We start from the raw sequence: 25471 nt of genomic DNA, 5'->3' as shown, positions 1-25471 counted from the left end.
GAAGGGCCGCAACACGCCTGCTGTCAAACAAGAAGGTGGCAGCTGTACATGGGTTGACAGACCGGTAGGTATCCCAAGACCCGGCGCACACGAAGTGCCCCACGTACAGCCGCCATAAAGGCAAGCCATGGGAATAAACCTAGGACGGCCTGTCAAAGCCGGTCACTGTTTTCGCAGCGACCGCCCGAGACTAGAGGCCAACCCAGACCACCGCAATGGCTTGAAAGGACCTGGCAGTATGTTTGGGAAATGGACTACAGGAAAGGTGCTTAATCTGATTCCTCCCATTCACATTTACCGCCCACCACCCCGCAAAAAGTCGCCTGAGCGTGGGAGCCTTCGCCTTCGACCCTGCCGATACCCACCCTCGCCACCGCCTGCCTATCGCCACAATAGCGAACGGTGGTTGTTCTAAAACCTGCGAAGTAGGACAATTATCGGCTTCACGTCCCAACCAGCGACCTTGCATGGCCTTTCTTGCACTTGGTATCAACCATAAGACTGCCTCGGTAGACGTACGCGAGCGCGTGGCGTTTACCCCAGAGCAGCTGGTGGATGCCCTGCAGCAGCTCTGCCGACTGACCGCCAGCCGCGAGGCGGCGATCCTGTCCACCTGCAACCGCAGCGAACTCTATATAGAGCAGGACCAGCTCGGCGCCGATGCGGTGCTGCAATGGCTGGCCGACTATCACCAGCTGAGCCTCGATGAACTGCGCGCCAGCGCCTATGTGCACGAAGAGCACGACGCGGTGCGGCACATGATGCGGGTGGCTTCGGGCCTCGACTCGCTGGTGCTGGGCGAACCGCAGATCCTCGGCCAGATGAAGTCGGCTTACGCCGTGGCCCGCGAGGCCGGTACCGTCGGCCCGCTGCTCGGGCGCCTGTTCCAGGCCACCTTCAGCGCCGCCAAGCAGGTGCGCACCGACACTGCCATCGGCGAGAACCCGGTGTCGGTTGCCTTTGCCGCGGTCAGCCTGGCCAAGCAGATCTTCTCCGACCTGGGGCGCAGCCAGGCGCTGCTGATCGGTGCTGGCGAAACCATCACCCTGGTCGCCCGCCACCTGCACGAGCAGGGCGTGCGCCGCATCGTCGTGGCCAACCGCACCCTCGAACGCGCCAGCATGCTGGCCGAACAGTTCGGCGCCCACGCCGTGCTGCTGGCGGATATCCCGCAGGAGCTGGCCAACAGCGACATCGTCATCAGCTCCACCGCCAGCCAGTTGCCGATCCTGGGCAAGGGGGCGGTGGAAAGCGCGCTGAAGCAGCGCCGGCACAAGCCGATCTTCATGGTCGACATCGCGGTGCCGCGTGACATCGAGCCGCAGGTCGGCGACCTGGATGACGTCTACCTCTACACCGTCGACGACCTGCACGATGTGGTCGCCGAAAACCTCAAAAGCCGCCAGGGCGCGGCCCAGGCCGCCGAAGAGCTGGTGTCGGCCGGTGCCGACGATTTCATGGTGCGCCTGCGCGAGCTGGCCGCGGTGGATGTGCTCAAGGCCTATCGCCAACAAAGCGAGCGCCTGCGCGACGAAGAGCTGCAAAAGGCCCAGCGCCTGCTGGCCAACGGCGGCAACCCCGAAGAGGTACTGGCGCAACTGGCCCGGGGGCTGACCAACAAACTCCTGCATGCGCCCAGCGTGCAACTGAAAAAGCTCTCTGCCGAAGGCCGCCTCGATGCACTGGCCATGGCCCAGGAACTCTTCGCCCTCCATGAGGGCTCGACGGACAAAACCCCGCAATGAAAGCGTCGCTGCTGAACAAACTGGACACGCTCCAGGACCGCTTCGAGGAACTCACCGCGCTGCTGGGTGATGCCGAAGTCATTTCCGACCAGACCCGCTTCCGTGCCTATTCCCGCGAATACGCCGAAGTCGAGCCGGTGATCGCCGCCTATCAAGAGTGGCGCAAGGTCCAGGATGACCTCGAAGGCGCCCAGGCGCTGCTCAAGGACGCCGACCCCGACCTGCGCGAAATGGCCGTCGAGGAAGTGCGCGAGGCCAAGGAGCAGCTGGTGGGCCTTGAGTCGAACCTGCAGCGCATGCTGCTGCCCAAGGACCCCAACGACGGGCGCAACGTGTTCCTGGAAATTCGCGCCGGCACCGGCGGTGACGAGGCGGCGATCTTCTCCGGCGACCTGTTCCGCATGTACTCGCGCTATGCCGAGAAACGCGGCTGGCGCCTGGAGATTCTCTCCGAGAACGAAGGCGAGCACGGCGGCTACAAAGAGATCATCGCCCGGGTCGAAGGCGACAGTGTGTACGGCAAGCTGAAGTTCGAGTCCGGCGCCCACCGCGTGCAGCGTGTGCCCGAGACCGAGTCGCAAGGCCGCATCCACACCTCGGCCTGCACCGTGGCCGTGCTGCCCGAGCCCGACGAGCAGGTGGCGATCGAGATCAACCCGGCCGACCTGCGCGTGGACACCTACCGCGCCTCTGGCGCCGGCGGCCAGCACGTCAACAAGACCGACTCGGCGATCCGTATCACCCACTTGCCGACCGGTATCGTGGTCGAATGCCAGGAAGAGCGTTCGCAGCACAAGAACCGTGCGCGGGCGATGTCCTGGCTGTCGGCCAAGCTCAACGACATGCAGACCAGCGCCGCGCAGAACGCCATTGCCAGCGAGCGCAAGCTGCTGGTCGGTTCGGGCGACCGGTCCGAGCGTATCCGTACCTACAATTATCCACAGGGCCGGGTGACCGACCACCGCATCAACCTCACCCTCTATTCCCTCGACGATATCCTCGCCGGCGGTGTGGATGCGGTGATCGAGCCGCTGCTGGCCGAGTATCAGGCCGATCAGCTGGCCGCCCTGGGGGATTGATGACCATCATTGCCAGCCTGCTGCGCAACGCGCAGTTGCCGGAGTCGCCCACCGAGCGCCTGGACGCCGAGCTGCTTTTGGCCGCGGCCCTGGGCAAGTCGCGCAGCTACCTGCACACCTGGCCCGAGCGCATCGTCAGCAGCGAGGCCGCCGAGGCGTTCGCCGGCTTCATCGAGCGCCGTCGCGCGGGTGAGCCGGTGGCCTACATCCTGGGCCAGCAAGGCTTCTGGAAGCTCGACCTGGAAGTGGCGCCGCACACCCTGATCCCACGCCCGGACACCGAGCTGCTGGTGGAGGCCGCCCTTGAGCTGGTCCCGGCCACGCCTGCCCGGGTGCTGGACCTGGGCACCGGCACCGGCGCCATCGCCCTGGCCTTGGCCAGCGAGTGCCCGGCCTGGCAGGTGACGGCGGTGGACCGTGTCGACGAAGCCGTGGCGCTGGCCGAGCGCAACCGTCAGCGCCTGGGCCTGGGCAATGCGCAGATTCGCGCTAGCCATTGGTTCGATGCCCTGGCCGGTGAGCGCTTCGACCTGATCCTCAGCAACCCCCCCTACATTCGCGCCGCCGACCCGCACCTGGTGGCCGGCGATGTGCGTTTCGAGCCCAGCAGTGCCCTGGTGGCAGGCGAAGATGGCCTGGACGACCTGCGGGTGATCGTCGCCCAGGCGCCGCAGCACCTGCTGCCCGGCGGCTGGCTGCTGCTCGAACATGGCTACGACCAGGCCCCGGCGGTGCGCGAACTGCTGGCGGCCAGCGGCTTCATCGAGGTCGCCAGCCGTGTCGACCTGGGTGGCCACGAGCGCATCAGCCTGGGGCGCCTGCCATGCTGAGCGACCTGGAACTGTTGCGTTACAGCCGGCAGATTTTGCTGTCGCAAGTGGACATCGACGGCCAGCTGCGCTTGAAGCACGGCAAGGCGCTGGTGATCGGCCTTGGCGGCCTGGGCTCGCCGGTGGCGCTGTACCTGGCCGCCGCCGGCGTCGGCCAATTGCACCTGGCCGATTTCGACACCGTCGACCTCACCAACCTGCAGCGCCAGGTCATCCACGACAGCGACAGTGTCGGCATGAGCAAGGTGGATTCGGCGATCAAGCGCCTGCAGGCGATCAACCCGGAAATCACCCTGGTCGCCCATCGCCAGGCGCTGGACGAAGATTCGCTGGCCGCCGCAGTGGCGGCGGTGGACGTGGTGCTGGACTGCTCCGACAACTTCGGCACCCGGGAGGCCGTCAATGCCGCCTGTGTCGCGGCCGGCAAGCCGTTGGTCAGCGGCGCGGCGATCCGCCTCGAAGGCCAGCTGTCGGTGTTCGATACGCGGCGCGACAACAGCCCCTGCTACCACTGCCTGTACGGCCATGGCAGCGAGGCCGAGCTGACCTGCAGCGAAGCCGGCGTGCTGGGCCCGCTGGTTGGGCTGGTCGGCAGCCTGCAAGCACTGGAAGCCCTGAAATTGCTGGCGGGCTTCGGTGAGCCGCTGGTGGGGCGCCTGCTGTTGATCGATGCGCTGGGCACCCGCATGCGCGAACTGCGGGTCAAGCGCGACCCGGCCTGCGCCGTGTGCGCTACTCGCCATGGCTGAAGGGCTGGCGCCGGTCGGCGTGATGGATTCGGGGGTCGGCGGTTTGTCGGTGCTCGCCGAAATCCAGCGCCTGTTGCCCAATGAATCGCTGCTGTATGTGGCCGACAGCGGCCACGTCCCCTATGGCGAAAAGTCCCCCGACTACATTCGCCAGCGCCTGCGTCATATCGCCGGGTTCTTCCGCGAGCAGGGCGCCAAGGCGATGGTCCTGGCCTGCAATACCGCCACCGTGGCGGCGGTCGCCGACCTGCGCGAGCTGTACCCCGACTGGCCGCTGGTGGGCATGGAGCCGGCGGTCAAGCCGGCGGCGGCGGCAACCCGCTCTGGCGTGGTCGGCGTGCTGGCCACCACCGGCACGCTGCAAAGCGCCAAGTTCGCTGCCTTGCTCGACCGTTTCGCCAGCGACGTGCAGGTGATCACCCGGCCTTGCCCGGGGTTGGTGGAGTGCATCGAGGCCGGCGACCTGGCCAGCCCGGTGCTGCGCCAATTGCTGGCGGGCTACGTGCAGCCGTTGCTCGAGGCGGGCTGCGATACCTTGATCCTGGGTTGCACCCACTACCCCTTCCTGCGCCCGCTGCTGGCGCAGATGGTCCCGGCAGACGTGGCGATCATCGACACCGGTGCCGCCGTGGCACGCCAGCTGCAGCGCCTGCTGGCGGTGCGCGGCTTGCTGGCCGAGGGGCCGGCGCAGCCCACCCGGTTCTGGAGCAGCGCCGACCCGGCCACCCTGAAAAAAATCCTGCCGTTGCTGTGGCATAAGTCTGACTGCGTGCAAAGCTTCCCTTTATAAAAAGTGTGAAGGGCGTCAATCGCCGTTGGAACTATCGTTTCGCCGTCGATTTCTACCGCTCTGCCTGCATGGCGGGCAAACACAGCAAACACCATCAGGAAGTAGGGGGTGCGCATGCGCAAACTGGGCGTCTTGGCGGCCGTTGCCGCCGTTTCTCTGGGGCAGGCAGTGGCTGTGCAGGCTGCTGACATTTCGTTTTCGGTGGGGCAGACGGGGGACTCGACCTGGGTCTATCGGCTGGGCTTGCAGTCGAACTGGGACGCCAGCTGGTGGCAAACCGGGGTCGGGCGCCTGACGGGCTACTGGGATGGCGCCTACAGCTATTGGCAGGGTGACAAGACCGCCAGCAACCACAGCCTGTCGTTCGCGCCGGTGTTCGTCTATGAGTTCGCGGGCGAGTCGATCAAGCCCTACATCGAGGCGGGGATTGGTGTAGCGGCATTCTCCAGCACCGAACTTGAAGACAATCGGTTGGGCTCGTCATTCCAGTTCGAGGACCGTATCGGCTTTGGCCTGCGCTTCGCGGGCGGGCATGAGCTGGGGATTCGCGCCACCCACTATTCCAATGCCGGGTTCAAGCAGCCCAACGACGGGGTGGAGAGTTACGCTCTGCATTACCGCATGCCGTTGTAGAACTGAGCCCTGCTTTCAACGTTGGGGCCGCTGCGCGCCCCTTTCGCGGCACAAGGCCGCTCCTACAGGGGAACGCGATCTCCTGTAGGAGCGGCCTTGTGTCGCGAAAGGGCTGCGCAGCGGCCCCAGCATTCTCGAGCCAGGAATAGCTTGATATGGCTCATTGGTGAAGCTGTTCAGCTTGGCAACGGCCAGAGGCTGTTCAGGCTCAGCGCCTCAAGCACCAGTTCAGGTTGGCGCTGGTCCAGGCGTGCCAGCAATTCGTTGGCGGCGGTCTGTGCGGTCCAGAGCTCCGGGATGGCCTGGGCCAGTGTGACCGGGGTTTTCAACGACTGCGGCGCGACGACCGTCAGGTCCACGCCCAACGTCTTCAGGGTTGCGCGTTGGTTGCGCAGCCACCTTGGCAGGCTGTTGAGGCCGCTGGGGGGTTGGTTCGGCTCGTACAGCTGCGACGCCGAATAGCGGCTCAAAATCACCATCACCTGCGGTTTGTCACCCTTGGCCAGCAAGGGCAGCGCCGCCGCCAGGCAGTGCTCGGCAGCACGCAGGTTGCTGGCGACGATCATCTCGAACAGGTCGGTGCTCGCCACGTCGTCGGCCAGGTAGTCGCAGCTGCCGGCGTTGATGATCAAGGTGTCGAGCGCACCCCACCGCGCCTGCAGCTGCTGGCTGGCGGTATCGGCCTGGCCTACCTCCTGTAACTGGCCAGGAAGGCAAAGCACCTGTTCGCTCAAAGTTTGGAGTTGCTCGCAGTCCCTGCTGCTTGCGGCGACCCGTTGCCCCAGGTCGAGCAATCGTTCCACCAGGGCCAGACCAAGTCCGTTGGTAGCCCCCGTTACCCAGAAACTGCGAGTAGTACTCAAATGGTTTCCCTCTGATCCTGCCAGGTGGACAAACCCTTGAAGGCGTCCAATGCACGCTGGCGACTGCTTTCGAGATCGACGATCGGACTGGTGTAGTAATTTGTAGCAAATAGGTCGGCAGATTTCACCGGGGAATGAATGTATTTATCATCCCTCTGCCGCAACTCAGGCAACCAGTGGCGTATGAAAACGCCTTTGGAATCGAAGCGTTGTGATTGGGTGACCGGGTTGAAGATGCGGAAGTAGGGCACCGCGTCCGTGCCCGTCGAGGCACTCCACTGCCAGCCGCCGTTGTTGGCGGCCAGGTCACCGTCGATCAAGTGGCGCATGAAATGGCGTTCCCCCTCGCGCCAGTCGATCAGCAGGTTCTTGCTGAGGAACATGGCCACGATCATGCGCAGGCGGTTGTGCATCCAGCCGGTGTGCAGCAGCTGGCGCATGGCGGCATCGATGATCGGGAAACCGGTGCGGCCTTCTTTCCAGGCTTGCAGGTCTTCAGGTGCGTTGCGCCAGGGCAGGGCCTCGGTGTGGGCACGGAAGGCGCGGTGCCGGGACACCTGTGGATAACCCACCAGGATGTGTTTGTAGAACTCCCGCCACAGCAGTTCGTTGACCCAGGTCTGCACGCCGGCATTGCCGCTGTCGAACTCACCCTGGTTGCTGGCCAGGGCGGCATGCAGGCACTGACGCGGCGAGATCACCCCCGCGGCCAGGTAGGGTGAAAGTTGGCTGGTGCCGGCCACGGCGGGCAGGTCGCGCTGTTGTGGGTAGTCTTCGACACATTCGTCGAGGAAGCGCGCCAGGCGCTGGTGCGCCTCGTCCTCGCCGGCCGGCCAGTGCTCGCGCAGGGCCGCGGGTGTGCTGTCGAAGCCTTCGATGTGCGCAGGGATGGGGTCGCTGGCGATGTCCAGGGCGCCTTGGCGCTGAACACGCGGGGCGCGGGCGGGCAGGCTGCGGTGCAGGTGCTCCAGGCAGCCCCGTTTGAACTGGCTGAACACCTGGAAGTATTGGCCGCTGCGGGTGAGCACGCTGCCGGGCTTGAACAGCAACTGGTCGAGATGGCCATGGGCACCGATCCCGGCCTGTTCCAGCAGCCGTGCGGTGGCCTGGTCGCGTCGGGCTTCGTTGACGCCGTACTCGTCGTTCCAGTGCACGGCCTCGATGTTGTGCTGGCGGCACACCTCGAGTACCGCTTCAGGCACCTCGGCCCAGCTGTCGGTATGGCGGATCAGCAGCGGGATGTTCAGGGCTTGCAGCGACTGGCGCAGCTGGAGCAGGTTGCGCAGCCAGAAGTCGACCTTGCAGGCGGCGTCGTCGTGGCTTTGCCACTGCCCGGGGCTGGCGATCCACAGGGCCACGGCAGGGCCGCGCTGGCAGGCGGCCGAGAGGGCGGTGTTGTCGTCGATGCGCAGGTCGCTGCGCAGCCAGATCAATTGCATGGGTTTAGCGGCCTGTTGAGTGTTGAAGGCGGTGCAAGGCGGCCTGTGGGCTGTCGAACAGCTGCAGGCCGGGCAGGCAGAGGGCGTGCAGTTCAGCCTGGTGCAGGCTGATGCTGCGGCCGCCCAGCAGTTTTGCGCCGTTTACCTCCTGCAGGGTGCGGCCGAGGGCGGCGAGGTCCGGGCGCCGGCCGAGGTAGAGCAGCAGCGCGCGTGGCTGCAGCAGCTCGACGGCTTGGCGCAATTGGCGGGGCTCCACGGGCCATTCGAGGATCTCCAGCGGCTGGCCACTGCTGCTGAGCAGCCAGGCGCAGAGCCAGAATTCGGCATCGAAGGGGGTGTCGTCGGTGCGTGCCAGCAGTACGCAAGCCCCCGCCAGGGAATGGCTGTCGTGGTACACCCGGGCGCCCAGCTTGCTGCGCAGCCAGGTGTTGAAGAACGCCTGCTCCAGGCCCGCGTCGAAGTGTGTTTGCCAGCGCAGGGCAAGCGCGTCGAGCAGCGGCAGCAACAGGCGTTCGCACACCGTGACGGCCGGATACAGGGCCATGGCCTGATTCAGCAGTTGGTCGAGTGGGCGTTGCGCCAGCTGGGCGATAGCCTGGATCAGTTGCTCGATGCGCTCACCCCATTCGCCCTCGACCGGGGTGCTGGCATCCGCCGCGTTGTCCAGCAGTGCGCGCACCTGGCTTACCGCCGCGCCGCGTTCGAGCCAGCGCAGCACTGCCTGCACGCGTTGCACCTGGTCCTGTGGATAAAGGCGGTGGCCCTTGGCTGTGCGTTGCGGCTTGATCAACCCGTAACGGCGCTCCCAGGCGCGCAGGGTGACCGGGTTGACGCCGGTCAGCCGGGCGACTTCGCCAATCGGCAGCAGGGCTTCAGATGGCATTGCGCAGCCCGAGGCGTTCAGGGTGGGGTTGCAGGTAGGCCTGCTGCAAAAGATAGGGGTCGGGGTGGCAACGCAGGTGGTGTTTGAGCAGGGTCAAGGGCACCACCAGCGGCACCACGCCTTGCTGGTACTGGCCGATGATCTGCTGCAGCTCGGCCTTGTCGGCCTGGTCGAGGTCGTTGCGCAGGTAACCGCTCAGGTGCTGCAGCACGTTGCCATGGGTGCCGCGGCTGGCGCAGCGGCGCAGGGCCTGCATCAGCTGGCTGAAATAAGCGCGGCCGAACTGCTCGGGGTCGTGGTCGCGGGTCATGCTGCCGAGCAGCTTGCCCAGGCTTCGATACGCCTGCGGGTTATGGGCCATCAACAGGTACTTGTAGCGGGCGTGGAAACGGATCAGCGCGCCACGGCTGAGGCCGCCCTGCAGCACCTGCTGCCAGTCGGCGTAGGCATACACGCGGCTGATGAAGTTCTCGCGCAGCACCGGGTCGTGCAGGCGGCCTTCTTCTTCCACCGGCAGGTCCGGGCGGTTGGCGCAGAAGGCGGCGGCGTAGGCGCCACGCCCGCCCTGGCTGGCCGGGTAGCCGTTCTCCTGGTACACCTTGACCCGCTCGAGCCCGCAGGAGGGCGATTTCTGCATGAAGATGTAGCCGCAGATATCGTCGAGTTCGCTGGCCATCTGTTGGCCGTAGGCACGCAGCGGGCCGGAAAAATCGGTGCTGCTGTCGCGGGTGCCGGTGACGGCAGGGTGCTCCGGGTCGCCGACCAGGCGGATCGGCTCGCGAGGCACGCCCAGGCCGATGGCGACTTCCGGGCACACGGTCACCCATTCGAAGTGCTCATCGAGCAGCTCATGGCACAGGTCGGAGTGCTTGTGCCCGGCGTTGTAGCGCACGTTGAGGCCGGTGAGGCAGGCGCTGATGGCCAGGCGTGGCTTAGCGCTCGGGGAGGGAAGGTTCATGGTGTGCTCCGGAAGTACTTGTACAGGCAGCAGGGTTTGTACAAGGCAATTCCAGCACATTTGAAAACTTATACAAGAATTATTTCTTGTATAGATTTTCTGTCCGGTTATTCCAGGTGTTCCAGCAGCCGCCGAGCCGCCTCCTGGCCACTGAGCCAGGCGCCTTCGACGCGCCCGGACAGGCACCAGTCGCCACAGGCATACAGGCCCAGGTCGGCATCGGCCAGGGCGCCCCATTCATGGTTCACGGCTGGCCGGGCATACAGCCAGCGGTGGGCGAGGGCGAACGTCGGCGCAGGCACCACGCAACCGACCAGCTCGGCGAATTCGCCCCACAGCTGTTCGATCACGTCTTCCTTGGGCAGGTCGATGTGCTGCTTGCTCCAGCTGGAGGTGGCGTGCAGCACCCAGGTGTCGAGGTGCGCTTCGCGCCCGGGCTTGCTGCGGTTGCGCGCAAGCCAGTCGAGCGGGTTGTCTTGTACGAAGCAGCCTTGCATGGGGGTATCGAGCGGGGTTTCGAAGCCCAGGGCGATCGCCCAGGTCGGCTCCATCTGCACGCCTGCGGCGACCGCGGCAAGCTTTGGGGTGGCGGTCAGCAGTTGCGTTGCCTGCGGCGCCGGCACGGCGATGACTACCCGGCTGAACGGGCCGTGGCTGCAGCCTTCGGTGTCCTGCAGGTGCCAGTAGTGCTTGCCGCGGAACACCTCGGCGATGCGGCAGCCGAAGTTGACCGTGACATCCTTGAGCAAGCCGCGGGTAATGGCGCTCATGCGCGGTACGCCGACCCAGCGGGTCTGTTCGTCGGGGGAGGGGGTGAGTTCGCCATCGCGGTAGTTGTACAGCTGTGGCTTCCACTGTTCGGCCCAGCCGCTGGCGACCCAGTGTTGCACCTGCTCGACGAAACGCCGGTCGCGGGCGGTGAAGTATTGGGCACCGAGGTCAAGCGCACCCGCCTCGCTGCGTTTGCTGGCCATGCGCCCGCCGCTGCCGTGGCCTTTGTCGAACAGATGGACGGTGTGCCCGGCTTTCTGCAAGGCCTGGGCGGCGGACAAACCGGCGATGCCGGCACCGATGATGGCAATAGGTACTGTCATGATGGCCTCTTCGAACCTCGCTGTTCGCAGCCTACGCTGCCAGGCAAACCTGTACAATACGCAATGTTTGTATAAGGTTATTCCGCTCGATAGGGCAGCTTGGCCTATGTTTATCCGAGAGCGTTCGGTCAAAAAAGTGCCTTGATCTTAAAAATAGACCACGGCCGCCAACTCTGAGGACACAGTCATGCATATATTGCTGACCGGCGGTACCGGCCTCATCGGCCAGCACCTTTGCCAGCTGTGGCGAGGGCAGGGTCACCGCCTGACCGTGTGGAGCCGTACCCCCGCGCAGGTGCCCAAACGCTGCGGCAGCGACGTGCGCGGTGTCGCTCGGCTGGAGGACATTGCCGCGGATGATGCCGTGGACGCGGTGATCAACCTGGCCGGCGCGCCGATCGCCGATCGGCCCTGGACAGCCGGGCGACGCAGCCTGCTCTGGGCCAGCCGGATCACCCTCACCGAGCAGTTGCTGGCCTGGCTCGAGGGCCGCGAGCAACGCCCCGAGGTGCTGATATCCGGCTCTGCCGTTGGGTGGTATGGCGACGGTGGCGAGCGCGAGCTGACCGAGGCGTCCGCGCCGGTCAAGGAAGATTTTGCCAGCCAGTTGTGCATCGCCTGGGAGGAGACCGCCTTGCGCGCCCAGGCCCTCGGCATCCGCGTAGTGCTGGTGCGAACGGGGTTGGTGCTGGCCAGCGACGGCGGCTTTTTGTCGCGCCTGCGCCTGCCGTTCAAGCTGGGGCTGGGCGGGCCGCTGGGCGATGGCCGGCAGTGGATGCCGTGGGTGCATATAGACGATCAGGTCGCCCTGATTGATTTTCTGTTGCAGCACAAGGAGGCCAGCGGTCCCTATAATGCCTGCGCCCCGGAGCCGGTGCGCAATCGCGAGTTCGCCAGGCAACTGGGGCGTGCCCTGCATCGCCCGGCGTTGCTGCCGATGCCGGCGTTGCTGCTCAAGGCCGGGCTGGGTGAGTTATCCACACTGCTGCTTGGCGGCCAGCGTGCCCGCCCGGTGCGCCTGCTGGCGGCAGGCTTCACGTTCCGCTTCAACGATCTGCAATCGGCGCTGGGCAACCTGTCCAGCCGCCTCTGACATAGGACGCTGCATGACCGATCACGCTCTGCTGCTGGTCAACCTGGGCTCGCCGGCCTCCACCTCGGTGGCCGACGTGCGCCGTTACCTCAACCAGTTCCTCATGGACCCGTACGTGATCGACCTGCCCTGGCCGGTGCGACGCCTGCTGGTGTCGCTGATCCTGATCAAGCGCCCCGAGCAGTCGGCCCATGCCTACGCCTCGATCTGGTGGGACGAAGGTTCGCCGCTGGTGGTGCTGACCCGCCGCTTGCAACAGGCGATGACCGCCCACTGGCCCCATGGCCCGGTCGAGATCGCCATGCGCTATGGCCAGCCGGCGCTGCCCGAGGTGCTTGAGCGCCTGGCTGCCCAGGGCGTGCGTAAGGTGACCCTGGCGCCGCTTTATCCACAGTTCGCCGACAGCACTGTGACCACCGTGGTGGAGCTGGCCAAGCAGACCATCGCCGAGCGCAAGCTGCCGTTGCAGACCCGTATCCTGCAGCCGTTCTACGACCACCCCGACTACATCGACGCGCTGGTCGCCAGCGCCCGGCCGCACCTGGAGCAGGGTTACGATCACCTGCTGCTGAGCTTCCATGGCCTGCCCGAGCGCCATCTGAAGAAGCTCGACCCTACCGGCAAGCACGATTTCCAGGCCGCCGATTGCTGTGCTGGCGCCAGCGCCGAGATGCGCGCGGTGTGCTATCGCGGCCAGTGCCTGGCCACCGCCAAGGCTTTCGCGCAGAAGATGGGTATCCCGGATGGCAAGTGGTCGGTGTCGTTCCAGTCGCGCCTGGGGCGCGCCAAGTGGATCGAGCCCTACACCGAAACGCGCCTGGATGAGCTGGGCAAGGCGGGGGTGCAGAAGCTGTTGGTGATGTGCCCGGCATTCGTCGCTGACTGCATCGAGACGCTGGAAGAGATCGGCGATCGGGGCAAGGAGCAGTTCATCGAGGCGGGAGGCAAGGAACTGGTGCTGGTGCCGTGCCTGAATGATCACCCGGAGTGGGTGAAGGTGTTGGCGGGGATGTGCGAGAAGGCCTGAGGCCTGGGTTGCCTGGGCTGGCCTCTTCGCGGGTAAACCCGCTCCCACAGGTTTTTCAGCGAACCTGTGGGAGCGGGTTTACCCGCGAAGAGGCCAGATCAGGCTAGCGCCGAATCAAGGCAACTGATCATCCAGCTTCTTGTGTTTCCAGCCATCGTTGCCCGGCAGGATCAGGTTCAGGGCAATGGCCACAATGGCGCAAAGGGCGATACCTTTCAGGCCCCAGTCGTCCGGGCCGTCGCCGCTGCCGATCAGTACGCCGCCGATGCCGAACACCAGGGTCACCGACACGATCACCAGGTTGCGTGCTTCGGCCAAGTCGATCTTGTGGCGGATCATGGTGTTCATGCCCACCGCCGCGATCGAGCCGAACAGCAGGCACAGAATGCCCCCCATCACCGGTACCGGGATGCTCTGCAGCAGTGCGCCGAACTTGCCGATGAAGGCCAGGGTGATGGCGAACAGCGCCGCCCAGGTCATGATCTTCGGGTTGTAGTTCTTGGTCAGCATCACCGCGCCGGTCACTTCGGCGTAGGTGGTGTTGGGCGGGCCACCGAACAGGCCGGCGGCGGTGGTCGCCAGGCCGTCGCCCAGCAGGGTGCGGTGCAGGCCAGGCTTCTTCAGGTAGTCACGGCCGGTCACGCTACCGACGGCGATTACCCCGCCAATGTGCTCGATGGCCGGTGCCAGGGCGACCGGAACGATGAACAGGATGGCCTGCCAGTTGAAGGCCGGGGCGGTAAAGTTCGGCAGTTCCAGCCAAGGGGCCGCGGCGATCTTGGCGGTGTCGACCACGCCAAAGGCGAACGACAGGGCAAAGCCCACCAGCACGCCGGAGATGATCGGTACCAGGCGGAAGATGCCTTTGCCGAACACCGCCACGATCAGCGTGGTCAGCAGCGCCGGCATGGAGATCATCATCGCGGTCTTGTACGGCATCAGCGCAGCGCCGTCACCGCCCTTGCCCATGGCCATGTTGGCGGCAATCGGCGCCATGGCCAGGCCAATGGAGATGATCACCGGGCCGATGACCACGGGCGGCAGCATGCGGTCGATGAAGCCGGTGCCTTTGACCTTCACCATCAGGCCCATGAAGGTGTAGACGAAGCCTGCGGCCATCACGCCGCCCATGGTCTCGGCCAGGCCGAACTGGCCCTTGGCGAGGATGATCGGGGTGATGAAGGCAAAGCTCGATGCCAGGAACACCGGGACCTGGCGACCGGTCACCAGCTGGAACAGCAAGGTGCCGATGCCGGCGGTAAACAGCGCGACGTTAGGATCGAGGCCGGTGATCAGCGGCATCAGCACCAGCGCGCCGAATGCCACGAAGAGCATCTGCGCGCCCGAGACGACCTGGCGCCAGAGCGGGTCGTTGAAGCCGTCCTGCATGATCAGGCGTCCTTCTGCTTGGTGCCGAAGATCTTGTCACCGGCATCGCCCAGGCCGGGGACGATGTAGCCATGTTCGTTCAGGCGCTGGTCGATCGAGGCGGTGTAGATCTTCACATCCGGGTGGGCTTTCTCCACCACTTCGATACCTTCAGGTGCCGCGACCAGCACCATGGCGCGGATCTCTTTGCAGCCGGCTTTCTTCAGCAGGTCGATGGTGGCGACCATCGAGCCGCCGGTGGCCAGCATCGGGTCGATGATCAGGGCCAGGCGCTGGTTGATGTCCGGTGCGAGCTTTTCAAGGTAGGTGTGCGCTTCGAGGGTTTCCTCGTTGCGGGCAACGCCCACCGCACTGACCTTGGCGCCGGGGATCAGGCTGAGCACGCCGTCGAGCATGCCGATGCCGGCACGCAGGATAGGCACCACGGTGATCTTCTTGCCGGCGATTTTCTCGACCTGCACCTTGCCGCACCAGCCGTCGATCTCGTAGGTCTCGAGTGGCAGGTCCTGGGTGGCTTCATAGGTCAACAGCGCGCCGACTTCCTGGGCGAGTTCGCGAAAATTCTTGGTGCTGATATCGGCGCGGCGCATAAGGCCGAGCTTATGGCGGATCAGCGGATGGCGGATCTCACGAGTAGGCATAGGGGGGCTCCGGAAGGCGGGCAAAAAAACCGCGCTAGATTAATCTATTCAGTCCTGACTGTCGTGCGGTCATTGTGCACGTTAGTCCATAAAGGCTTGATCTGGGACGAGCGGATGCGTACCTTTGCCCGCTTTTCCAAAACGCACCCCCTGGAGAGCGCCATGTCCGCCGATCTCGAGCATATCCGTCAAGTGATGCACGAGGCTGATTGCCTGTACAACGAAGCCGAGGTCGAGGCCGCCATCGCCGAGGTCGGCAAACAGATCTGCAAGGACCTGCATGACAAGAACCCGGTGGTTTTCTGCGTGATGAACGGTGGCCTGATCTTCGCCGGCAAGCTGCTCACCCACCTGCAGTTCCCGTTGGAGGCGTCGTACCTGCACGCCACCCGCTACCGCAACCAGACCAGCGGCGGTGAACTGTTCTGGAAGGCCAAGCCCGAGGTGTCGTTCATTGACCGTGACGTATTGATCGTCGACGACATCCTCGACGAGGGCCACACCCTCAGCGCCATCATCGAGTTCTGCAAGCATGCCGGTGCCCGCTCGGTGCACACCGCCGTGCTGATCGACAAGGATCACGACCGCAAGGCCAGCCCGGACCTGAAAGCCAACTACGTCGGCCTGCCGTGCGTCGATCGCTACATCTTCGGCTATGGCATGGACTACAAGGGCTACTGGCGCAACGCCAACGGCATCTTCGCCGTCAAGGGCTTGTAATCATGCGCCAGCCCGCGTTTATCGATCAGGCGTTGTTCACCGGGCTGGCAGCGCAGTCAGCGGCCAACCCGCGTGGCCGCCAGCACCACAACTTCCATGACATGGAAGAGCCTTGCCACCGCATGGCCGTGGGCCTGCAACCGGATACCTACATTCCGCCGCACCGGCACCTGAGCGTGGACAAGGCCGAGGCGTTGATCGTGCTCAAAGGGCGGATCGGCCTGTTGATCTTCGATGAGCAGGGTACCGTCACCGACAAACGTGTGATGGAGGCGGGCGGCGACTGCCTGGGTGTCGATCTGGCGCCGGGGACCTATCACGGGTTGGTGGTGCTGCAAGCCGACAGCATGCTGTTCGAGTGCAAGGCCGGCCCTTATCGCCCGGTGGGCGAGGGCGAGCTTGCCCACTGGGCGCCGCGTGAAGGCGAGGCCGGTGTGGCCGAGTACCAGGCCTGGATGCGCGCGCAGTTCGACTGAGCGGCCAGGCGGCCTCGCTGAGCAGGCCGCTACGGCCGAACAGACCATGCTAGAGTGCCCCTTCAAGCCAAGGAGCCTCACATGCGTGCGTTCGTCCCTCTCCTGTTGGCGGTGAGCCTGCCGCTATCTGCTGCCCCGCTGCACAGCCAGTTCCTGCCCCCCGACGACCTCGCCCTGCGCCAGGAAGCACCGACCAGCCAGCAGCTGCTGCAGGTCACCGACTATTCGGTGGTGGTGGGCACCCAGCGCCAGTCCGACCAGCAACCCATCCCAATCACCTCCTCGTTGCAGATGCGCCTGAAGGGCAAGCCCTTGAGCAAGGGCTCGACCATCGGCGAGGTGCTGATCAACTTCGACGGCGAGGGCGGCAAGAGCCTGAAAAAGCCGGCTTATGACGACAAGCGCCGCACCCTGACCCTCAATTACCCGATGGCCGACTACCGGGTGATCATGGACCTGCTGCGCAACGAGACCCTTTACGTGCAGTTCCTCACTTACGGCAACGGCCATGTCTGGGCCGATCTGCACACCGGAACCGTACGTACGCGTTGAGGCACGATCAATTCGAGGGGTACACTGCCGGCCTTCGAAAATGTCCTAGACAGTCCAGTGGGAGTCCTTGATGCGTAAAGACAAGAAACAGGTGATTGGTGACGAAATCAGCGACGAGTACATCAAGAGCTTCCTGCAGTTCGAGCCGGCCGATGGCCTCACCTCGCCGTCGCACCACAAGCTGATCAAAGGCTACCGCGGCCTGCGTATCGACGATTTCGAGCGTTATGTCGGTTTCTTCCTCGAGGCCGGTTACGACCTGGATGGCAAGGACGAGCACGGCAAGACGTTCGTCGAGGTGATTGCCGACCAGCGCAACGCCCCTGAGTACATCGAGATCATCGACAACGCCCGCGGCTGATTGATTGGCCTGTACTGGCCTCTTCGCGGGGCAAGCCCGCTCCCACGCCGCCGACTCCAGGCATTGTGGGAGCGGGCTTGCCCCGCGATAGGGCCGGCACAGGCTGATAGATATCCAGGCACAAAAAAACGCCCCGAGGGGCGTTTTTTTCGTTTCAGCCGGTTCAGGCGTAGTGCTTGGCCGGACTGTCCTGCGCCAGGTCCAGCGCCACATCGTTGTCGGCGCTGATCTTGTGGTACAGCGCAGCGTCGGTCGCCAGGACCTTCTCGCGGGCCGGGAAGATTTCCTTGAGCTTGGCAGCCCAGGCACCCTTCGCCTGCTCGGGGAAGCAGCGCTCGATCAGCTCAAGCATGATCGACACGGTCACCGAAGCGCCCGGCGATGCGCCGAGCAGTGCAGCCAGGCTGCCGTCCGCGGCCGAAACCAGCTCGGTGCCGAATTGCAGCACGCCGCCTTTTTTCGGGTCTTTCTTGATGATCTGCACACGCTGGCCGGCCACTTCCAGGCGCCAGTCCTCGGCTTTCGCCTCGGGGTAGAAGCGACGCAGGGCTTCCAGGCGTTGCTCCATCGACTGCATCACTTCGCTGACCAGGTACTTGGTCAGGTCCATGTTGTCGCGGGCCACGGCCAGCATCGGGCCGATGTTGCCCATGCGCACCGACAGCGGCAGGTCCATCAACGAGCCGTGCTTGAGGAACTTGGTGGTGAAGCCGGCGTACGGGCCGAACAGCAGCGAGGTGTTGCCATCGACCACGCGGGTATCCAGGTGCGGAACCGACATGGGCGGGGCGCCAACCGCGGCCTGGCTGTAGACCTTGGCCTGGTGCTGCTTGACGATTTCCGGGTTGTCGCAACGCAGCCACTGGCCGCTGACCGGGAAGCCGCCGAAGCCTTTGCTTTCCGGGATGCCGGAGGCCTGCAGCAGGGGCAGTGCGGCACCACCGGCGCCGAGGAAGACGAAGCGGGCGTCGACTTCACGGCTGCCGCCGCTGTTGACGTCCTTGATGCTCACGGTCCAGCCGCTGCCGTTACGGCGCAGGCCGACGACCTTCTTGCTGTACTTGACCTGGGTGTCCGGGCTGTTGCCCAGCAGCTTGAGCAGCTTGTTGGTCAGGGCGCCGAAGTTGACGTCGGTGCCTTTGGCCACGCGGGTCGCGGCGATGCGCTGGTCAGCCGGGCGGCCCGGCATCATCAGCGGCATCCAGTCGTTCATCACGGCCTTGTCTTCGGTGTATTCCATCTCCGAGAAGGCGTGGTGCTGCTTGAGCAGCTCGAAACGCTTCTTGAGGAAGTCGATACCCTTGTCACCCTCGACGTAGCTCAGGTGCGGAACCGGGTTGATGAAAGCACGCGGCGAGCCGAAGTTGCCCTTCTTGCTCAGGTAGGCCCAGAACTGGCGCGAAACCTCGAACTGGGTGTTGATGTGCACGGCTTTCTTGATGTCGATGCTGCCATCGGCGGCCTGCGGGGTGTAATTCAGCTCACACAGGCCGGCATGGCCGGTACCGGCGTTGTTCCAGGGGTTGGAACTCTCCGCGGCTCCGGAGTCCATCGCCTCTACGACCTCAAGCTTCAGGGTCGGGTCGAGCTCCTTGAGCAGTACGGCCAGGGTGGCACTCATGATGCCCGCGCCTACCAGTACCACATCAACCGATTCGTTCTGCGCCATTTAACGCGTCTCCACAATCTACAGCTACCTAATTGACAGCACAGGATCCCTGGGTTTGCCAGGATCGCCATGTCCGACTCTTCGCAGTTCTTGCAACTTCAGCGGACACTGCCAATCAGTCTTGGGTGTTCAGGTATTGAACGCCGTATGCCACGGGTGCGGCAATTCGACTTATGGTCAAGTGATCCGTCATGCGTTACGGGCCGGCCTCAGGCTCCCATCCAGGATGAGCGCTTGTGCCGTCTGCGCAGGGCTGTTTGTGAAAGATCTGCTGCTTTTACACATGCCAGACTGTTCATTGCTCGCCACACTCTCGTGAAGTTGTGAAAAACCGTTTTTTCACGCTCTTTTGGAGACGTGAACCTCAAAAGTGGACTGCACGATGGCAACCCGCAGGTTCATGCGCAGCAGAAGGCCGGAAACAGCAGGCACGACAGCCAATGCAAGACCTGAGTGGAAGGCTCTCTGTGGGCGAAGCGTAGAAGGTGCCGGGGTCAGTCGGCGAATGCGGGGCCCGATCAGGAGACGTCCTTATAATCGGGGGCAGATTATAGCGAGGTCGCAGGCAGAAAGGTCGGTCTTTATGGGTTTTTATTGCAGCGTTTGTCAGGCTGCGAGGGGGCGACGCTGCCAACGGCTGGTTGCGTGGCTGCAAATTCGGGCGCTGGCGGGTAGCGGTTGGCCCAGCCAGCCGAGGTGCGCCTCGCTGACCAGGACCCAGCCGGCGGCCGTTGGCGGCTGGCGGGTCTGCTTGAAGCCCAGGCAGATGCCATTGCTGTCGAGGTGAGCGTAGGTGAAGTGGCGCTGACGTTTGAAAAGCAGGGTCCAGAGCGAGGCCATGGCGGTTTGTCCTGTCAGGTCGGGCTGGCGCTAGCATAACGGCGGGGGCATGAAACCATTGTGACAAGCGGGGCGAGCTGCAAGCCGAAAGCTGCAAGCAGCAAGAAAGCCGTGTGCCGTCACGCGCTCTGCCTCCTCTTGCAGCTTGAGGCTTGCCGCTTAGAGCTTGCCCCTAGGTATACTGTGGGCCTTTGCCGCTTTTTCTGGAGAAATGCGCATGTTGCAACGTCTGTTGGTCGGTTTGTTCGCGGTGGCCAGCCTGAGCCTGGCCGGGTGTGCCCACAGCCCGCAACAACTCAGCCCGCAACCCAAGCTCACTCAGCAACTTGCGCCGGTCGGCCATGGCCAGCCGGTGGTGGTCAGGGTGGTTGACGGTCGGGCCTCGCAATCGCTGGGCACCCGTGGGGGCATGTACCCCGAAACCAGCACCATCAGCGTCAGTGGCAATGATGTCGTGCCCAAGCTGCAGGCCCAGGCCGAAGCAGCGGTACGCCTGCTCGGCTTCACCCCGACGCCCAACGCTGGCAACGTGCCGCAGCTGACCGTGACCCTGGCCGAACTGAAGTACCAGTCGCCCAAGGACAAGATGTACGTGACCGAGGCCACCATCGGTGCCACTTTCCGCGCCGACGTGTCTAACGCCAACCGCCGCTACAGCGGCCGCTACGGTGCTTCGCTCGACCAGCGCTTCGGCATGGCGCCGAACCAGGAAACCAACACCAAGCTGGTGAGCGATGTGCTCAGCGATGCCCTGACCCGCCTGTTCAAGGACCCGACCATCGGGCAGGTGCTGGGCGAGTAAGCGCTTCGGTGTAATGCAAAAGCCCGCTGCCTGGGTGCCAGGCAGCGGGCTTTTTTTGTGCGCAGGCTTCGCCGGTGCCCACAGGGCCATGCATATCCTGAGTAGAGCGCCGCCCCTGATAGGAGCAACTGTCTTGCTCAACTGCTAAAGCTAGCGCGATCCCTGTGGGAGCGGGCTTGCCCCGCGAACACCGGCGAAGCCGGTGCCATGCACCGCGTCGCTTGCTTCGCGGCTAAAGCCGCTCCCACAGGATGTTTGCTGGTTTCAAACGATGCATTCAGCCTGCGAAGAAGCCGTTGAAGGTGTCTCAGGCCGCCAGGACGTGGAAGTCCAGCAAGCTGATGCCGGTCTGCATGTCGACCTCGGGCAGGTCGTCATGGCTGTGTCCGCCCAAGGCGCAATACACCAGCCACTGGCGGTCCTGGACATTGATCGAGAAGCTGTCGATCAGCGCTTGTTGCTCATCGCTCTGGGCAACGAGGTACAGGCGGTCCTGGTTTTCGGCGTGCAGCATGACAAGCTCCGGTACGGTGGAAGGCCGACAGGGTGGCCTGTCCTGATGACGAGCGTGTGACAGATGAAATTAACTGACACTTTGTCGCAAAAAGCGGGAGGGGCAGGCCGGCTTGGGTAGAATGCCGGGCTTTGCCGTCGTGATACCGAGGTCGTGCGATGTCGTTGCAAGTGCTCTGGGGCTTCCTGGCTGCCCACCCGGCCAAGCTGATCAACCTGCTGGCCCTGTTCATAACCTGCCCTGGCGGGCTGCTGCTGCACAGTGCCCGGCGCCGCGCCAGCATGACCCGTGAAAGCCTGGCGGTGGATGAAGGGCTGGTGGATGCCTTCGACCGGCGCGTGCCGCGTTACTACTACATCCTCGGTTTTTCGTGCCTGGCCATGGCGCTGCTGCTGTCGTGGTTCAGCACCTGGGTCTGAAGCCTGGTGTTCCATTTGTGGTAGCGGCGAACTCAAGACCTGCACTCTGCCTGTGGGAGCGGGTTTACCCGCGAACACGGGCATAGCCCGTGCCAGGCACCGAGGTGTCATCTTCGCGGGTAAACCCGCTCCCACAGGCAGAGTGCAGCTGTTTGAATGGCGAGCAAGACACTTGCTCGCACAAGCCACTCTTCAGGCGGACAGGGGCTGGCGCTTCACCTGGTACTGGTTGCGCACTGGCGTCGCATACTGCTGCACCAGGTACGGCTGCTGTTCCACCGGGCATGCGTCGAGGCGACGCTGCCATTCTTCCTTGGCCTTGGCCAATTCGTCCGCCGGGAACAACTTCTCCGCGCCTGGCACCTCGAGTGCCGCATCCTTCTCGGCCCACATCGCATAGGCCAGGTAGTGCACCGGGAACAACCGGTAGCCACCGAGAATCTGCCGGTCGATGGCTTGCGCCAGCTGCTTGGTGTCTTCGTGGTACTCGGTCACCGGTGGGGCAAAGTTGATGTGCACGCGCCCTTTGTAGCCGGTAATGCCCTGGGCGATGCTGTTGTCGTCCTCGCCCGGGGCCTTCTTGTAGCTGCCGGTGGTGGCGCGGATGTACAGCTCGCGGGCCTTGGCCTGGTCACAGGGGTCGTATTCGTAGCTGATCGACACCGGGATCAGGTTCAGGCTCTGGATCACCGCGCCGAACGGCTCGTCCTTGCGGCTCATGTGGAACATTTTGAGAATGGCCGAATCGGTGCGGTCGTCACCGTCCTTGGCGCGGCCTTCGGCCTGGGCGATCCAGATCGAGGCACCGTCGTTGCGGATCGAGTGGTTGATGTAGGCCGACAGCAGCTGGTAGGCGGCCAGTTTCTCGCGGCGCCCGCTGATCGAGCGGTGCACGATGAAACTCTTGTTCAGGCGCATCATGTCGCTGACGAACGGCTTCTGCAGCAGGTTGTCGCCGATGGCGATGCGCGGCGTGGGCAGGCCCGCGTGATAGACCGCGTAGTTGACGAAGGCCGGGTCCATGACGATGTCGCGGTGGTTGGCCAGGAACAGGTAGGCGGTGCCCGACTTGAGCTGCTCGACGCCGGAATAGGTGACGCCGTCGGTGGCGCGGTCGATGGTGCGGTCGACGTAGTACTCGACCTTGTCCTGCAGCGTCGAGACGCAGGTAACGCCGGCGAACTCTTTACGCAGGCGCCGGGCGATCAGCGGCTTGAGCAGCCAGCCGAGGGCGCCCGCCGCGCGCGGGAAGCGGAAGTGGGTGAGGATATCGAGGAATGCCGGGTCGCTGAGCAGGCGTGCCAGAACGGCAGGGACCTCAGCGTCGTCGTACGGTCGGATGGCATCGAATTCGCCCATCATGCTCTCTTGTTGGAAACGGCTAGGGTAATAAGGTAGGGACGGGGTCGGAAAAACGGCTCCGACACACACAGGCCCTGTAAACAGACCGGCAATTATACGCACAAGTCACTCGGGAGGCCGCGATGCTGGAGACTGCACTCTACGATTGTCCCTATTGTGGTGAAGAAGTCGAAACGACGGTGGACCTGTCCGGCGGCGACCAGGAATACATCGAGGACTGCCAGGTGTGCTGCAAGCCTATCCGCTTCGTGCTGCAGGTACATGGCGAGGAGTGGATGCTCGATGTCTACGGTGAGAATGACTGATGCAGCGAATCTATGACCCGGAAAGCCTCCTGGAGGCACAGATGCTGGTGGGCATGCTGGTCAGCGAGGGCATCGAGGTGCACCTGGTCGGGCGCGACCTGATGGGCGGTGTGGGCGAGCTGCCCATGCAGGGCCTGCTCGGCCTGGCTGTGGCCGATGAGCAGGCCGGCTACGCGCGGCAGTTGATCGATGCGTACAATGCGGCCCAGCCTCTTGCTGGCGACGAACCGGAAAGTTATCCGGGAACCCTGATCTGTTAGGTTTTGATTTCGCCCATGTGTGGACGCTATGCCCTGTTTCGCTGGTCCCAGGCCTTCGCCGGTCTGCCGGGGTTCCCCCCGGGCCAGCAGCCTCAATGGAACATCTCGCCCGGTGCCTCGGTGCTGATTCAGCGCCAGCTCGATGGCCAGCTGCAACTGGCCAGTGCCCGCTGGGGGTTGACCCCGGCCTGGCTGACCGACCTCTCCCGTACTCCCGCCCAGGCCCGCGCCGAGACCCTCGCAGAGCAACCGATGTTCCGTGAACCGTTCCGCCAGCGGCGCTGCCTGATACCGGCCAACGGCTTCTACGAGTGGCGCGGCACGGCGCGCAAGCGCCCTTATTGGGTCACCCCGGGGGAGGGTTCGGCGCTGTTCTTTGCCGCGGTCTGGGAAGAGTATCCGGTGCAGGAGCAGGTCTGGCTGAGCTGCGCGGTGATCACCCAGGCGGCCATGAACCAGCGCCGGCCGCTGATCCTGGATGAGGCCGAGCAGGCGCTCTGGCTCGACCCGGACACACCATTGCCGCGTTTGCACGAAATCCTGGCCAAGCCGCCAGGTGCCTTGCGCGAGCGGGCGCTGGCGCTGTTCGTCAATGATCCGAAGCTCGATGGGCCGGAGTGCCTGACCCCGGCCTAAAGCCTGGTTGATGCGTAGTCCCTGTGGGAGCGGGTTTACCGGAGTGCCGGACCACCGCGAAGTAGGCGGCGCGGTGGATGGCACCGGCTGCGCCGGTGTTCGCGGGCAAGCCCGCTCCCACAGGGGCTGCGCCAGATTTTAGATTTGATGCAAGACAGTAGCTCCTACAGGAGTACCTGTGCACCCAGGGATCAAACCCTGAACTGATTGATCAAGCGCCGCTGCTGCTCGGCCAGCTTGGTCAGCTCGGCGCTGGCCTGGCTCGACTCGTCGGCGCCGCCGGCCACTTCGCCGGCCACTTGGCCGATACTGATCACGTTGCGGTTGATGTCCTCGGCCACCGCGCTCTGCTGCTCGGCGGCGCTGGCGATCTGGGTGTTCATGTCGTTGATCACCGACACCGCCTGGGTGATGCTCTCCAGCGACTGCGCCGCGCGGCTGGCCTGCTGCACGCTGACATCGGTCTTGCCCTGGCTGTCTTCCATCACCTTGACCACTTCGCGGGTACCCTGCTGCAGCTGCTGGATCATCTGCTGGATTTCCTGCGTGGCCTGCTGGGTCTTCTGTGCCAGGTTGCGGACTTCGTCTGCGACCACGGCGAAGCCACGGCCCTGCTCGCCGGCGCGGGCAGCCTCGATGGCGGCGTTGAGCGCCAGCAGGTTGGTCTGCTCGGCAATCGCGCGGATCGCCACGAGGATGGCGTTGATGTTCTCGCTGTCGCGGGCCAGGTCCTGCACCACGGTCACCGCCCGGCCAATCTCGCCGGCCAGAGCGCTGATCGAGTGCGAGGTGTCACGCACGATCTCCAGGCCCTGGTTGGCCGCACGGTCGGCCTCGCTGGCAGCCTGGGCCGCTTGGGTGGCGTTGCGCGCCACATCCTGCGCGGTGGCGGTCATTTCCTGCACGGCGGTGGCCACCTGGTCGATCTCCACCATCTGCTTGTGCACGCCCTGGTTGGTGCGGATGGCGATGTCGGCGGTGTGCTCCGACGAATCGCTGACTTTCTGCACCGAGCTGACCACCTGGCTGATCATGGCCTGCAGCTTGATCAGGAAGGTGTTGAAGCCCTTGGCGATGGCGCCCAGTTCGTCGGCGCGGTCGCTTTGCAGGCGGCGGGTCAGGTCGCCTTCGCCCTGGGCGATGTCGTCGAGCATGGCCACCATCTGGCGCAGTGGGCGGGCGATGCCGTGGGCCAGCAGCCAGATCACCAGCAGACCCAGCGCGGCGATGCCCAGGCCGACCACGGTCATGCCGGCGATGTCGGTGCGACGTTGTTCGGCCAGGTCCTGCTGCAGCTGGTTGACGTCGGCCATCACCGTGCTCAACGGCAGTTCCAGCAGCA

General features: G+C 64.5%; 29 protein-coding genes and 1 pseudogene. 17 read left to right on the top strand and 13 right to left on the bottom strand.

Going from position 1 to position 25471, the window contains the following annotated elements:
- Positions 1-467: 467 nt before the first annotated feature.
- The 6 genes from hemA to EJA05_RS24040 all read left to right on the top strand — a co-directional run bounded on the left by hemA (position 468) and on the right by EJA05_RS24040 (position 5826).
- Complete coding sequence (gene hemA, locus EJA05_RS24065; protein WP_110994771.1) at positions 468-1745, top strand: glutamyl-tRNA reductase; 1278 nt, start codon at positions 468-470, stop codon at positions 1743-1745.
- Positions 1742-2824: a peptide chain release factor 1 gene (gene prfA / locus EJA05_RS24060; protein WP_125860356.1), complete on the top strand. Its 1083-nt coding sequence runs from the start codon at positions 1742-1744 to the stop codon at positions 2822-2824. The genes hemA and prfA overlap by 4 nt, the downstream gene beginning before the upstream one ends.
- Positions 2824-3654 (top strand): peptide chain release factor N(5)-glutamine methyltransferase, encoded by an 831-nt coding sequence (gene prmC / locus EJA05_RS24055; RefSeq protein WP_125860354.1) that lies wholly within the window; start codon positions 2824-2826, stop codon positions 3652-3654. The genes prfA and prmC overlap by 1 nt, the downstream gene beginning before the upstream one ends.
- Positions 3648-4403 carry a molybdopterin-synthase adenylyltransferase MoeB gene (locus tag EJA05_RS24050; RefSeq protein WP_125860352.1) on the top strand — a complete coding sequence of 252 codons (756 nt, stop codon included), beginning with the start codon at positions 3648-3650 and terminating at the stop codon, positions 4401-4403. Before prmC ends, EJA05_RS24050 begins: the two co-directional genes overlap by 7 nt.
- Positions 4396-5193 (top strand): glutamate racemase, encoded by a 798-nt coding sequence (gene murI, locus EJA05_RS24045; protein WP_125465531.1) that lies wholly within the window; start codon positions 4396-4398, stop codon positions 5191-5193. Before EJA05_RS24050 ends, murI begins: the two co-directional genes overlap by 8 nt.
- Before the next feature lie 114 nt (positions 5194-5307).
- A complete protein-coding gene (locus EJA05_RS24040) occupies positions 5308-5826 on the top strand; it encodes an acyloxyacyl hydrolase (RefSeq protein WP_125861416.1) in 519 nt (172 codons plus the stop codon).
- Between the two features lie 176 nt (positions 5827-6002).
- Here EJA05_RS24040 and EJA05_RS24035 read toward each other — a convergent pair whose 3' ends face one another.
- From EJA05_RS24035 to EJA05_RS24015, 5 genes are all read right to left on the bottom strand, one after another.
- Positions 6003-6689 (bottom strand): SDR family NAD(P)-dependent oxidoreductase, encoded by a 687-nt coding sequence (locus EJA05_RS24035; RefSeq protein WP_125860351.1) that lies wholly within the window; start codon positions 6687-6689, stop codon positions 6003-6005.
- The gene (phrB, locus tag EJA05_RS24030; RefSeq protein WP_125860349.1) at positions 6686-8128 is read right to left on the bottom strand and encodes a deoxyribodipyrimidine photo-lyase; all 1443 of its coding nucleotides are present in this window, start codon (positions 8126-8128) and stop codon (positions 6686-6688) included. Before phrB ends, EJA05_RS24035 begins: the two co-directional genes overlap by 4 nt.
- Before the next feature lie 4 nt (positions 8129-8132).
- Positions 8133-9011: a MerR family transcriptional regulator gene (locus EJA05_RS24025; protein ID WP_125860347.1), complete on the bottom strand. Its 879-nt coding sequence runs from the start codon at positions 9009-9011 to the stop codon at positions 8133-8135.
- Entirely contained in the window at positions 9001-9969 is a 969-nt protein-coding gene (locus EJA05_RS24020; protein ID WP_125860345.1) for a YbgA family protein, read from the bottom strand. The genes EJA05_RS24025 and EJA05_RS24020 overlap by 11 nt, the downstream gene beginning before the upstream one ends.
- A gap of 107 nt (positions 9970-10076) precedes the next feature.
- On the bottom strand, positions 10077-11063 hold the full coding sequence (locus EJA05_RS24015) for an NAD(P)/FAD-dependent oxidoreductase (protein WP_125465526.1): 987 nt from the start codon (positions 11061-11063) through the stop codon (positions 10077-10079).
- A gap of 187 nt (positions 11064-11250) precedes the next feature.
- Here EJA05_RS24015 and EJA05_RS24010 point away from each other — a divergent pair, with 187 nt between their 5' ends.
- Positions 11251-12156 carry a TIGR01777 family oxidoreductase gene (locus EJA05_RS24010; protein WP_125860343.1) on the top strand — a complete coding sequence of 302 codons (906 nt, stop codon included), beginning with the start codon at positions 11251-11253 and terminating at the stop codon, positions 12154-12156.
- 13 nt (positions 12157-12169) lie between these two features.
- The gene (gene hemH, locus EJA05_RS24005; RefSeq protein WP_125860341.1) at positions 12170-13183 is read left to right on the top strand and encodes a ferrochelatase; all 1014 of its coding nucleotides are present in this window, start codon (positions 12170-12172) and stop codon (positions 13181-13183) included.
- 114 nt (positions 13184-13297) lie between these two features.
- Here the strand turns inward: hemH and EJA05_RS24000 are convergent, their stop codons facing one another.
- Together EJA05_RS24000 and upp are read right to left on the bottom strand one after the other, a co-directional pair.
- On the bottom strand, positions 13298-14572 hold the full coding sequence (locus EJA05_RS24000; RefSeq protein WP_110994784.1) for a uracil-xanthine permease family protein: 1275 nt from the start codon (positions 14570-14572) through the stop codon (positions 13298-13300).
- Between the two features lie 2 nt (positions 14573-14574).
- On the bottom strand, positions 14575-15213 hold the full coding sequence (upp, locus tag EJA05_RS23995; RefSeq protein WP_110994785.1) for a uracil phosphoribosyltransferase: 639 nt from the start codon (positions 15211-15213) through the stop codon (positions 14575-14577).
- Positions 15214-15375: 162 nt separating this feature from the next.
- Here upp and EJA05_RS23990 point away from each other — a divergent pair, with 162 nt between their 5' ends.
- The 4 genes from EJA05_RS23990 (at position 15376) to EJA05_RS23975 (ending at position 17322) form a co-directional block, all read left to right on the top strand.
- Entirely contained in the window at positions 15376-15933 is a 558-nt protein-coding gene (locus tag EJA05_RS23990; protein ID WP_125465523.1) for a hypoxanthine-guanine phosphoribosyltransferase, read from the top strand.
- 2 nt (positions 15934-15935) lie between these two features.
- The gene (locus EJA05_RS23985; RefSeq protein ID WP_125860339.1) at positions 15936-16409 is read left to right on the top strand and encodes a WbuC family cupin fold metalloprotein; all 474 of its coding nucleotides are present in this window, start codon (positions 15936-15938) and stop codon (positions 16407-16409) included.
- Between the two features lie 81 nt (positions 16410-16490).
- On the top strand, positions 16491-16961 hold the full coding sequence (locus tag EJA05_RS23980; RefSeq protein ID WP_125465521.1) for a hypothetical protein: 471 nt from the start codon (positions 16491-16493) through the stop codon (positions 16959-16961).
- A 70-nt stretch (positions 16962-17031) separates the two neighbouring features.
- Positions 17032-17322: a PA4642 family protein gene (locus tag EJA05_RS23975; protein ID WP_110994788.1), complete on the top strand. Its 291-nt coding sequence runs from the start codon at positions 17032-17034 to the stop codon at positions 17320-17322.
- 163 nt (positions 17323-17485) lie between these two features.
- Here EJA05_RS23975 and mqo read toward each other — a convergent pair whose 3' ends face one another.
- On the bottom strand, positions 17486-18991 hold the full coding sequence (gene mqo, locus EJA05_RS23970; RefSeq protein ID WP_110994789.1) for a malate dehydrogenase (quinone): 1506 nt from the start codon (positions 18989-18991) through the stop codon (positions 17486-17488).
- Between the two features lie 606 nt (positions 18992-19597).
- Complete coding sequence (locus tag EJA05_RS23965) at positions 19598-19831, bottom strand: hypothetical protein (protein ID WP_125465520.1); 234 nt, start codon at positions 19829-19831, stop codon at positions 19598-19600.
- 217 nt (positions 19832-20048) lie between these two features.
- Here EJA05_RS23965 and EJA05_RS23960 point away from each other — a divergent pair, with 217 nt between their 5' ends.
- Entirely contained in the window at positions 20049-20633 is a 585-nt protein-coding gene (locus EJA05_RS23960) for a YajG family lipoprotein (protein WP_110994791.1), read from the top strand.
- Positions 20634-20940: 307 nt separating this feature from the next.
- On the opposite strand, the gene EJA05_RS23950 is transcribed toward EJA05_RS23960, so the two are convergent.
- A complete protein-coding gene (locus EJA05_RS23950) occupies positions 20941-21147 on the bottom strand; it encodes a hypothetical protein (protein ID WP_125465519.1) in 207 nt (68 codons plus the stop codon).
- A 158-nt stretch (positions 21148-21305) separates the two neighbouring features.
- Here EJA05_RS23950 and EJA05_RS23945 point away from each other — a divergent pair, with 158 nt between their 5' ends.
- Positions 21306-21566, top strand: coding sequence for a hypothetical protein (locus tag EJA05_RS23945; RefSeq protein ID WP_110994793.1), 261 nt, complete (start codon positions 21306-21308; stop codon positions 21564-21566).
- A gap of 192 nt (positions 21567-21758) precedes the next feature.
- Here the strand turns inward: EJA05_RS23945 and EJA05_RS23935 are convergent, their stop codons facing one another.
- Positions 21759-22925, bottom strand: a complete 1167-nt coding sequence (locus tag EJA05_RS23935; RefSeq protein ID WP_125466248.1) for a 1-acyl-sn-glycerol-3-phosphate acyltransferase — start codon at positions 22923-22925, stop codon at positions 21759-21761.
- A gap of 125 nt (positions 22926-23050) precedes the next feature.
- Between EJA05_RS23935 and EJA05_RS23930 the strand changes: the two genes are divergently transcribed.
- From EJA05_RS23930 to EJA05_RS23920, 3 genes are read left to right on the top strand one after another with little or no spacing between them, the layout of a single operon-like run.
- A complete protein-coding gene (locus EJA05_RS23930) occupies positions 23051-23233 on the top strand; it encodes a CPXCG motif-containing cysteine-rich protein (protein WP_045196022.1) in 183 nt (60 codons plus the stop codon).
- A complete protein-coding gene (locus EJA05_RS23925) occupies positions 23233-23493 on the top strand; it encodes a putative signal transducing protein (RefSeq protein ID WP_125860337.1) in 261 nt (86 codons plus the stop codon). Before EJA05_RS23930 ends, EJA05_RS23925 begins: the two co-directional genes overlap by 1 nt.
- A 15-nt stretch (positions 23494-23508) precedes the next feature.
- On the top strand, positions 23509-24129 hold the full coding sequence (locus EJA05_RS23920; protein ID WP_125465516.1) for an SOS response-associated peptidase: 621 nt from the start codon (positions 23509-23511) through the stop codon (positions 24127-24129).
- Between the two features lie 191 nt (positions 24130-24320).
- Here EJA05_RS23920 and EJA05_RS28950 read toward each other — a convergent pair whose 3' ends face one another.
- Both EJA05_RS28950 and EJA05_RS28945 read right to left on the bottom strand, forming a co-directional pair.
- Positions 24321-25064, bottom strand: a complete 744-nt coding sequence (locus tag EJA05_RS28950; protein ID WP_371923704.1) for a methyl-accepting chemotaxis protein — start codon at positions 25062-25064, stop codon at positions 24321-24323.
- Between the two features lie 114 nt (positions 25065-25178).
- Positions 25179-25379: pseudogene (locus tag EJA05_RS28945) on the bottom strand (HAMP domain-containing protein); the annotation flags it as partial.
- Between the last annotated feature and the right edge of the window lie 92 nt (positions 25380-25471).

It is taken from the genome of Pseudomonas oryziphila (assembly GCF_003940825.1).
GTDB lineage: Bacteria > Pseudomonadota > Gammaproteobacteria > Pseudomonadales > Pseudomonadaceae > Aquipseudomonas > Aquipseudomonas sichuanensis.
The sequence above is the reverse complement of the archived record's forward strand: the minus strand, read 5'-3'. Positions and strand labels throughout refer to the sequence as shown.

Excerpts from the sequence above, each read along its gene's own strand:
- EJA05_RS23980 (WP_125465521.1), top strand. The coding sequence starts at position 16,491 with ATGCGTGCGTTCGTCCCTCTCCTGTTGGCGGTGAGCCTGCCGCTATCT.
- EJA05_RS24025 (WP_125860347.1), bottom strand. The coding sequence starts at position 9,011 with ATGCCATCTGAAGCCCTGCTGCCGATTGGCGAAGTCGCCCGGCTGACC.
- EJA05_RS23920 (WP_125465516.1), top strand. The coding sequence starts at position 23,509 with ATGTGTGGACGCTATGCCCTGTTTCGCTGGTCCCAGGCCTTCGCCGGT.
- EJA05_RS23945 (WP_110994793.1), top strand. The coding sequence starts at position 21,306 with ATGTCGTTGCAAGTGCTCTGGGGCTTCCTGGCTGCCCACCCGGCCAAG.
- EJA05_RS23925 (WP_125860337.1), top strand. The coding sequence starts at position 23,233 with ATGCAGCGAATCTATGACCCGGAAAGCCTCCTGGAGGCACAGATGCTG.
- EJA05_RS23930 (WP_045196022.1), top strand. The coding sequence starts at position 23,051 with ATGCTGGAGACTGCACTCTACGATTGTCCCTATTGTGGTGAAGAAGTC.
- EJA05_RS24020 (WP_125860345.1), bottom strand. The coding sequence starts at position 9,969 with ATGAACCTTCCCTCCCCGAGCGCTAAGCCACGCCTGGCCATCAGCGCC.
- EJA05_RS23975 (WP_110994788.1), top strand. The coding sequence starts at position 17,032 with ATGCGTAAAGACAAGAAACAGGTGATTGGTGACGAAATCAGCGACGAG.
- EJA05_RS24040 (WP_125861416.1), top strand. The coding sequence starts at position 5,308 with ATGCGCAAACTGGGCGTCTTGGCGGCCGTTGCCGCCGTTTCTCTGGGG.
- upp (WP_110994785.1), bottom strand. The coding sequence starts at position 15,213 with ATGCCTACTCGTGAGATCCGCCATCCGCTGATCCGCCATAAGCTCGGC.
- EJA05_RS24010 (WP_125860343.1), top strand. The coding sequence starts at position 11,251 with ATGCATATATTGCTGACCGGCGGTACCGGCCTCATCGGCCAGCACCTT.
- EJA05_RS24050 (WP_125860352.1), top strand. The coding sequence starts at position 3,648 with ATGCTGAGCGACCTGGAACTGTTGCGTTACAGCCGGCAGATTTTGCTG.
- prmC (WP_125860354.1), top strand. The coding sequence starts at position 2,824 with ATGACCATCATTGCCAGCCTGCTGCGCAACGCGCAGTTGCCGGAGTCG.
- prfA (WP_125860356.1), top strand. The coding sequence starts at position 1,742 with ATGAAAGCGTCGCTGCTGAACAAACTGGACACGCTCCAGGACCGCTTC.
- EJA05_RS23985 (WP_125860339.1), top strand. The coding sequence starts at position 15,936 with ATGCGCCAGCCCGCGTTTATCGATCAGGCGTTGTTCACCGGGCTGGCA.
- murI (WP_125465531.1), top strand. The coding sequence starts at position 4,396 with ATGGCTGAAGGGCTGGCGCCGGTCGGCGTGATGGATTCGGGGGTCGGC.
- EJA05_RS24015 (WP_125465526.1), bottom strand. The coding sequence starts at position 11,063 with ATGACAGTACCTATTGCCATCATCGGTGCCGGCATCGCCGGTTTGTCC.
- phrB (WP_125860349.1), bottom strand. The coding sequence starts at position 8,128 with ATGCAATTGATCTGGCTGCGCAGCGACCTGCGCATCGACGACAACACC.
- EJA05_RS23950 (WP_125465519.1), bottom strand. The coding sequence starts at position 21,147 with ATGCTGCACGCCGAAAACCAGGACCGCCTGTACCTCGTTGCCCAGAGC.
- EJA05_RS24000 (WP_110994784.1), bottom strand. The coding sequence starts at position 14,572 with ATGCAGGACGGCTTCAACGACCCGCTCTGGCGCCAGGTCGTCTCGGGC.
- EJA05_RS28950 (WP_371923704.1), bottom strand. The coding sequence starts at position 25,064 with ATGGTGGAGATCGACCAGGTGGCCACCGCCGTGCAGGAAATGACCGCC.
- EJA05_RS23960 (WP_110994791.1), top strand. The coding sequence starts at position 20,049 with ATGTTGCAACGTCTGTTGGTCGGTTTGTTCGCGGTGGCCAGCCTGAGC.
- EJA05_RS23935 (WP_125466248.1), bottom strand. The coding sequence starts at position 22,925 with ATGGGCGAATTCGATGCCATCCGACCGTACGACGACGCTGAGGTCCCT.
- mqo (WP_110994789.1), bottom strand. The coding sequence starts at position 18,991 with ATGGCGCAGAACGAATCGGTTGATGTGGTACTGGTAGGCGCGGGCATC.
- EJA05_RS23990 (WP_125465523.1), top strand. The coding sequence starts at position 15,376 with ATGTCCGCCGATCTCGAGCATATCCGTCAAGTGATGCACGAGGCTGAT.
- hemH (WP_125860341.1), top strand. The coding sequence starts at position 12,170 with ATGACCGATCACGCTCTGCTGCTGGTCAACCTGGGCTCGCCGGCCTCC.
- EJA05_RS23965 (WP_125465520.1), bottom strand. The coding sequence starts at position 19,831 with ATGGCCTCGCTCTGGACCCTGCTTTTCAAACGTCAGCGCCACTTCACC.
- hemA (WP_110994771.1), top strand. The coding sequence starts at position 468 with ATGGCCTTTCTTGCACTTGGTATCAACCATAAGACTGCCTCGGTAGAC.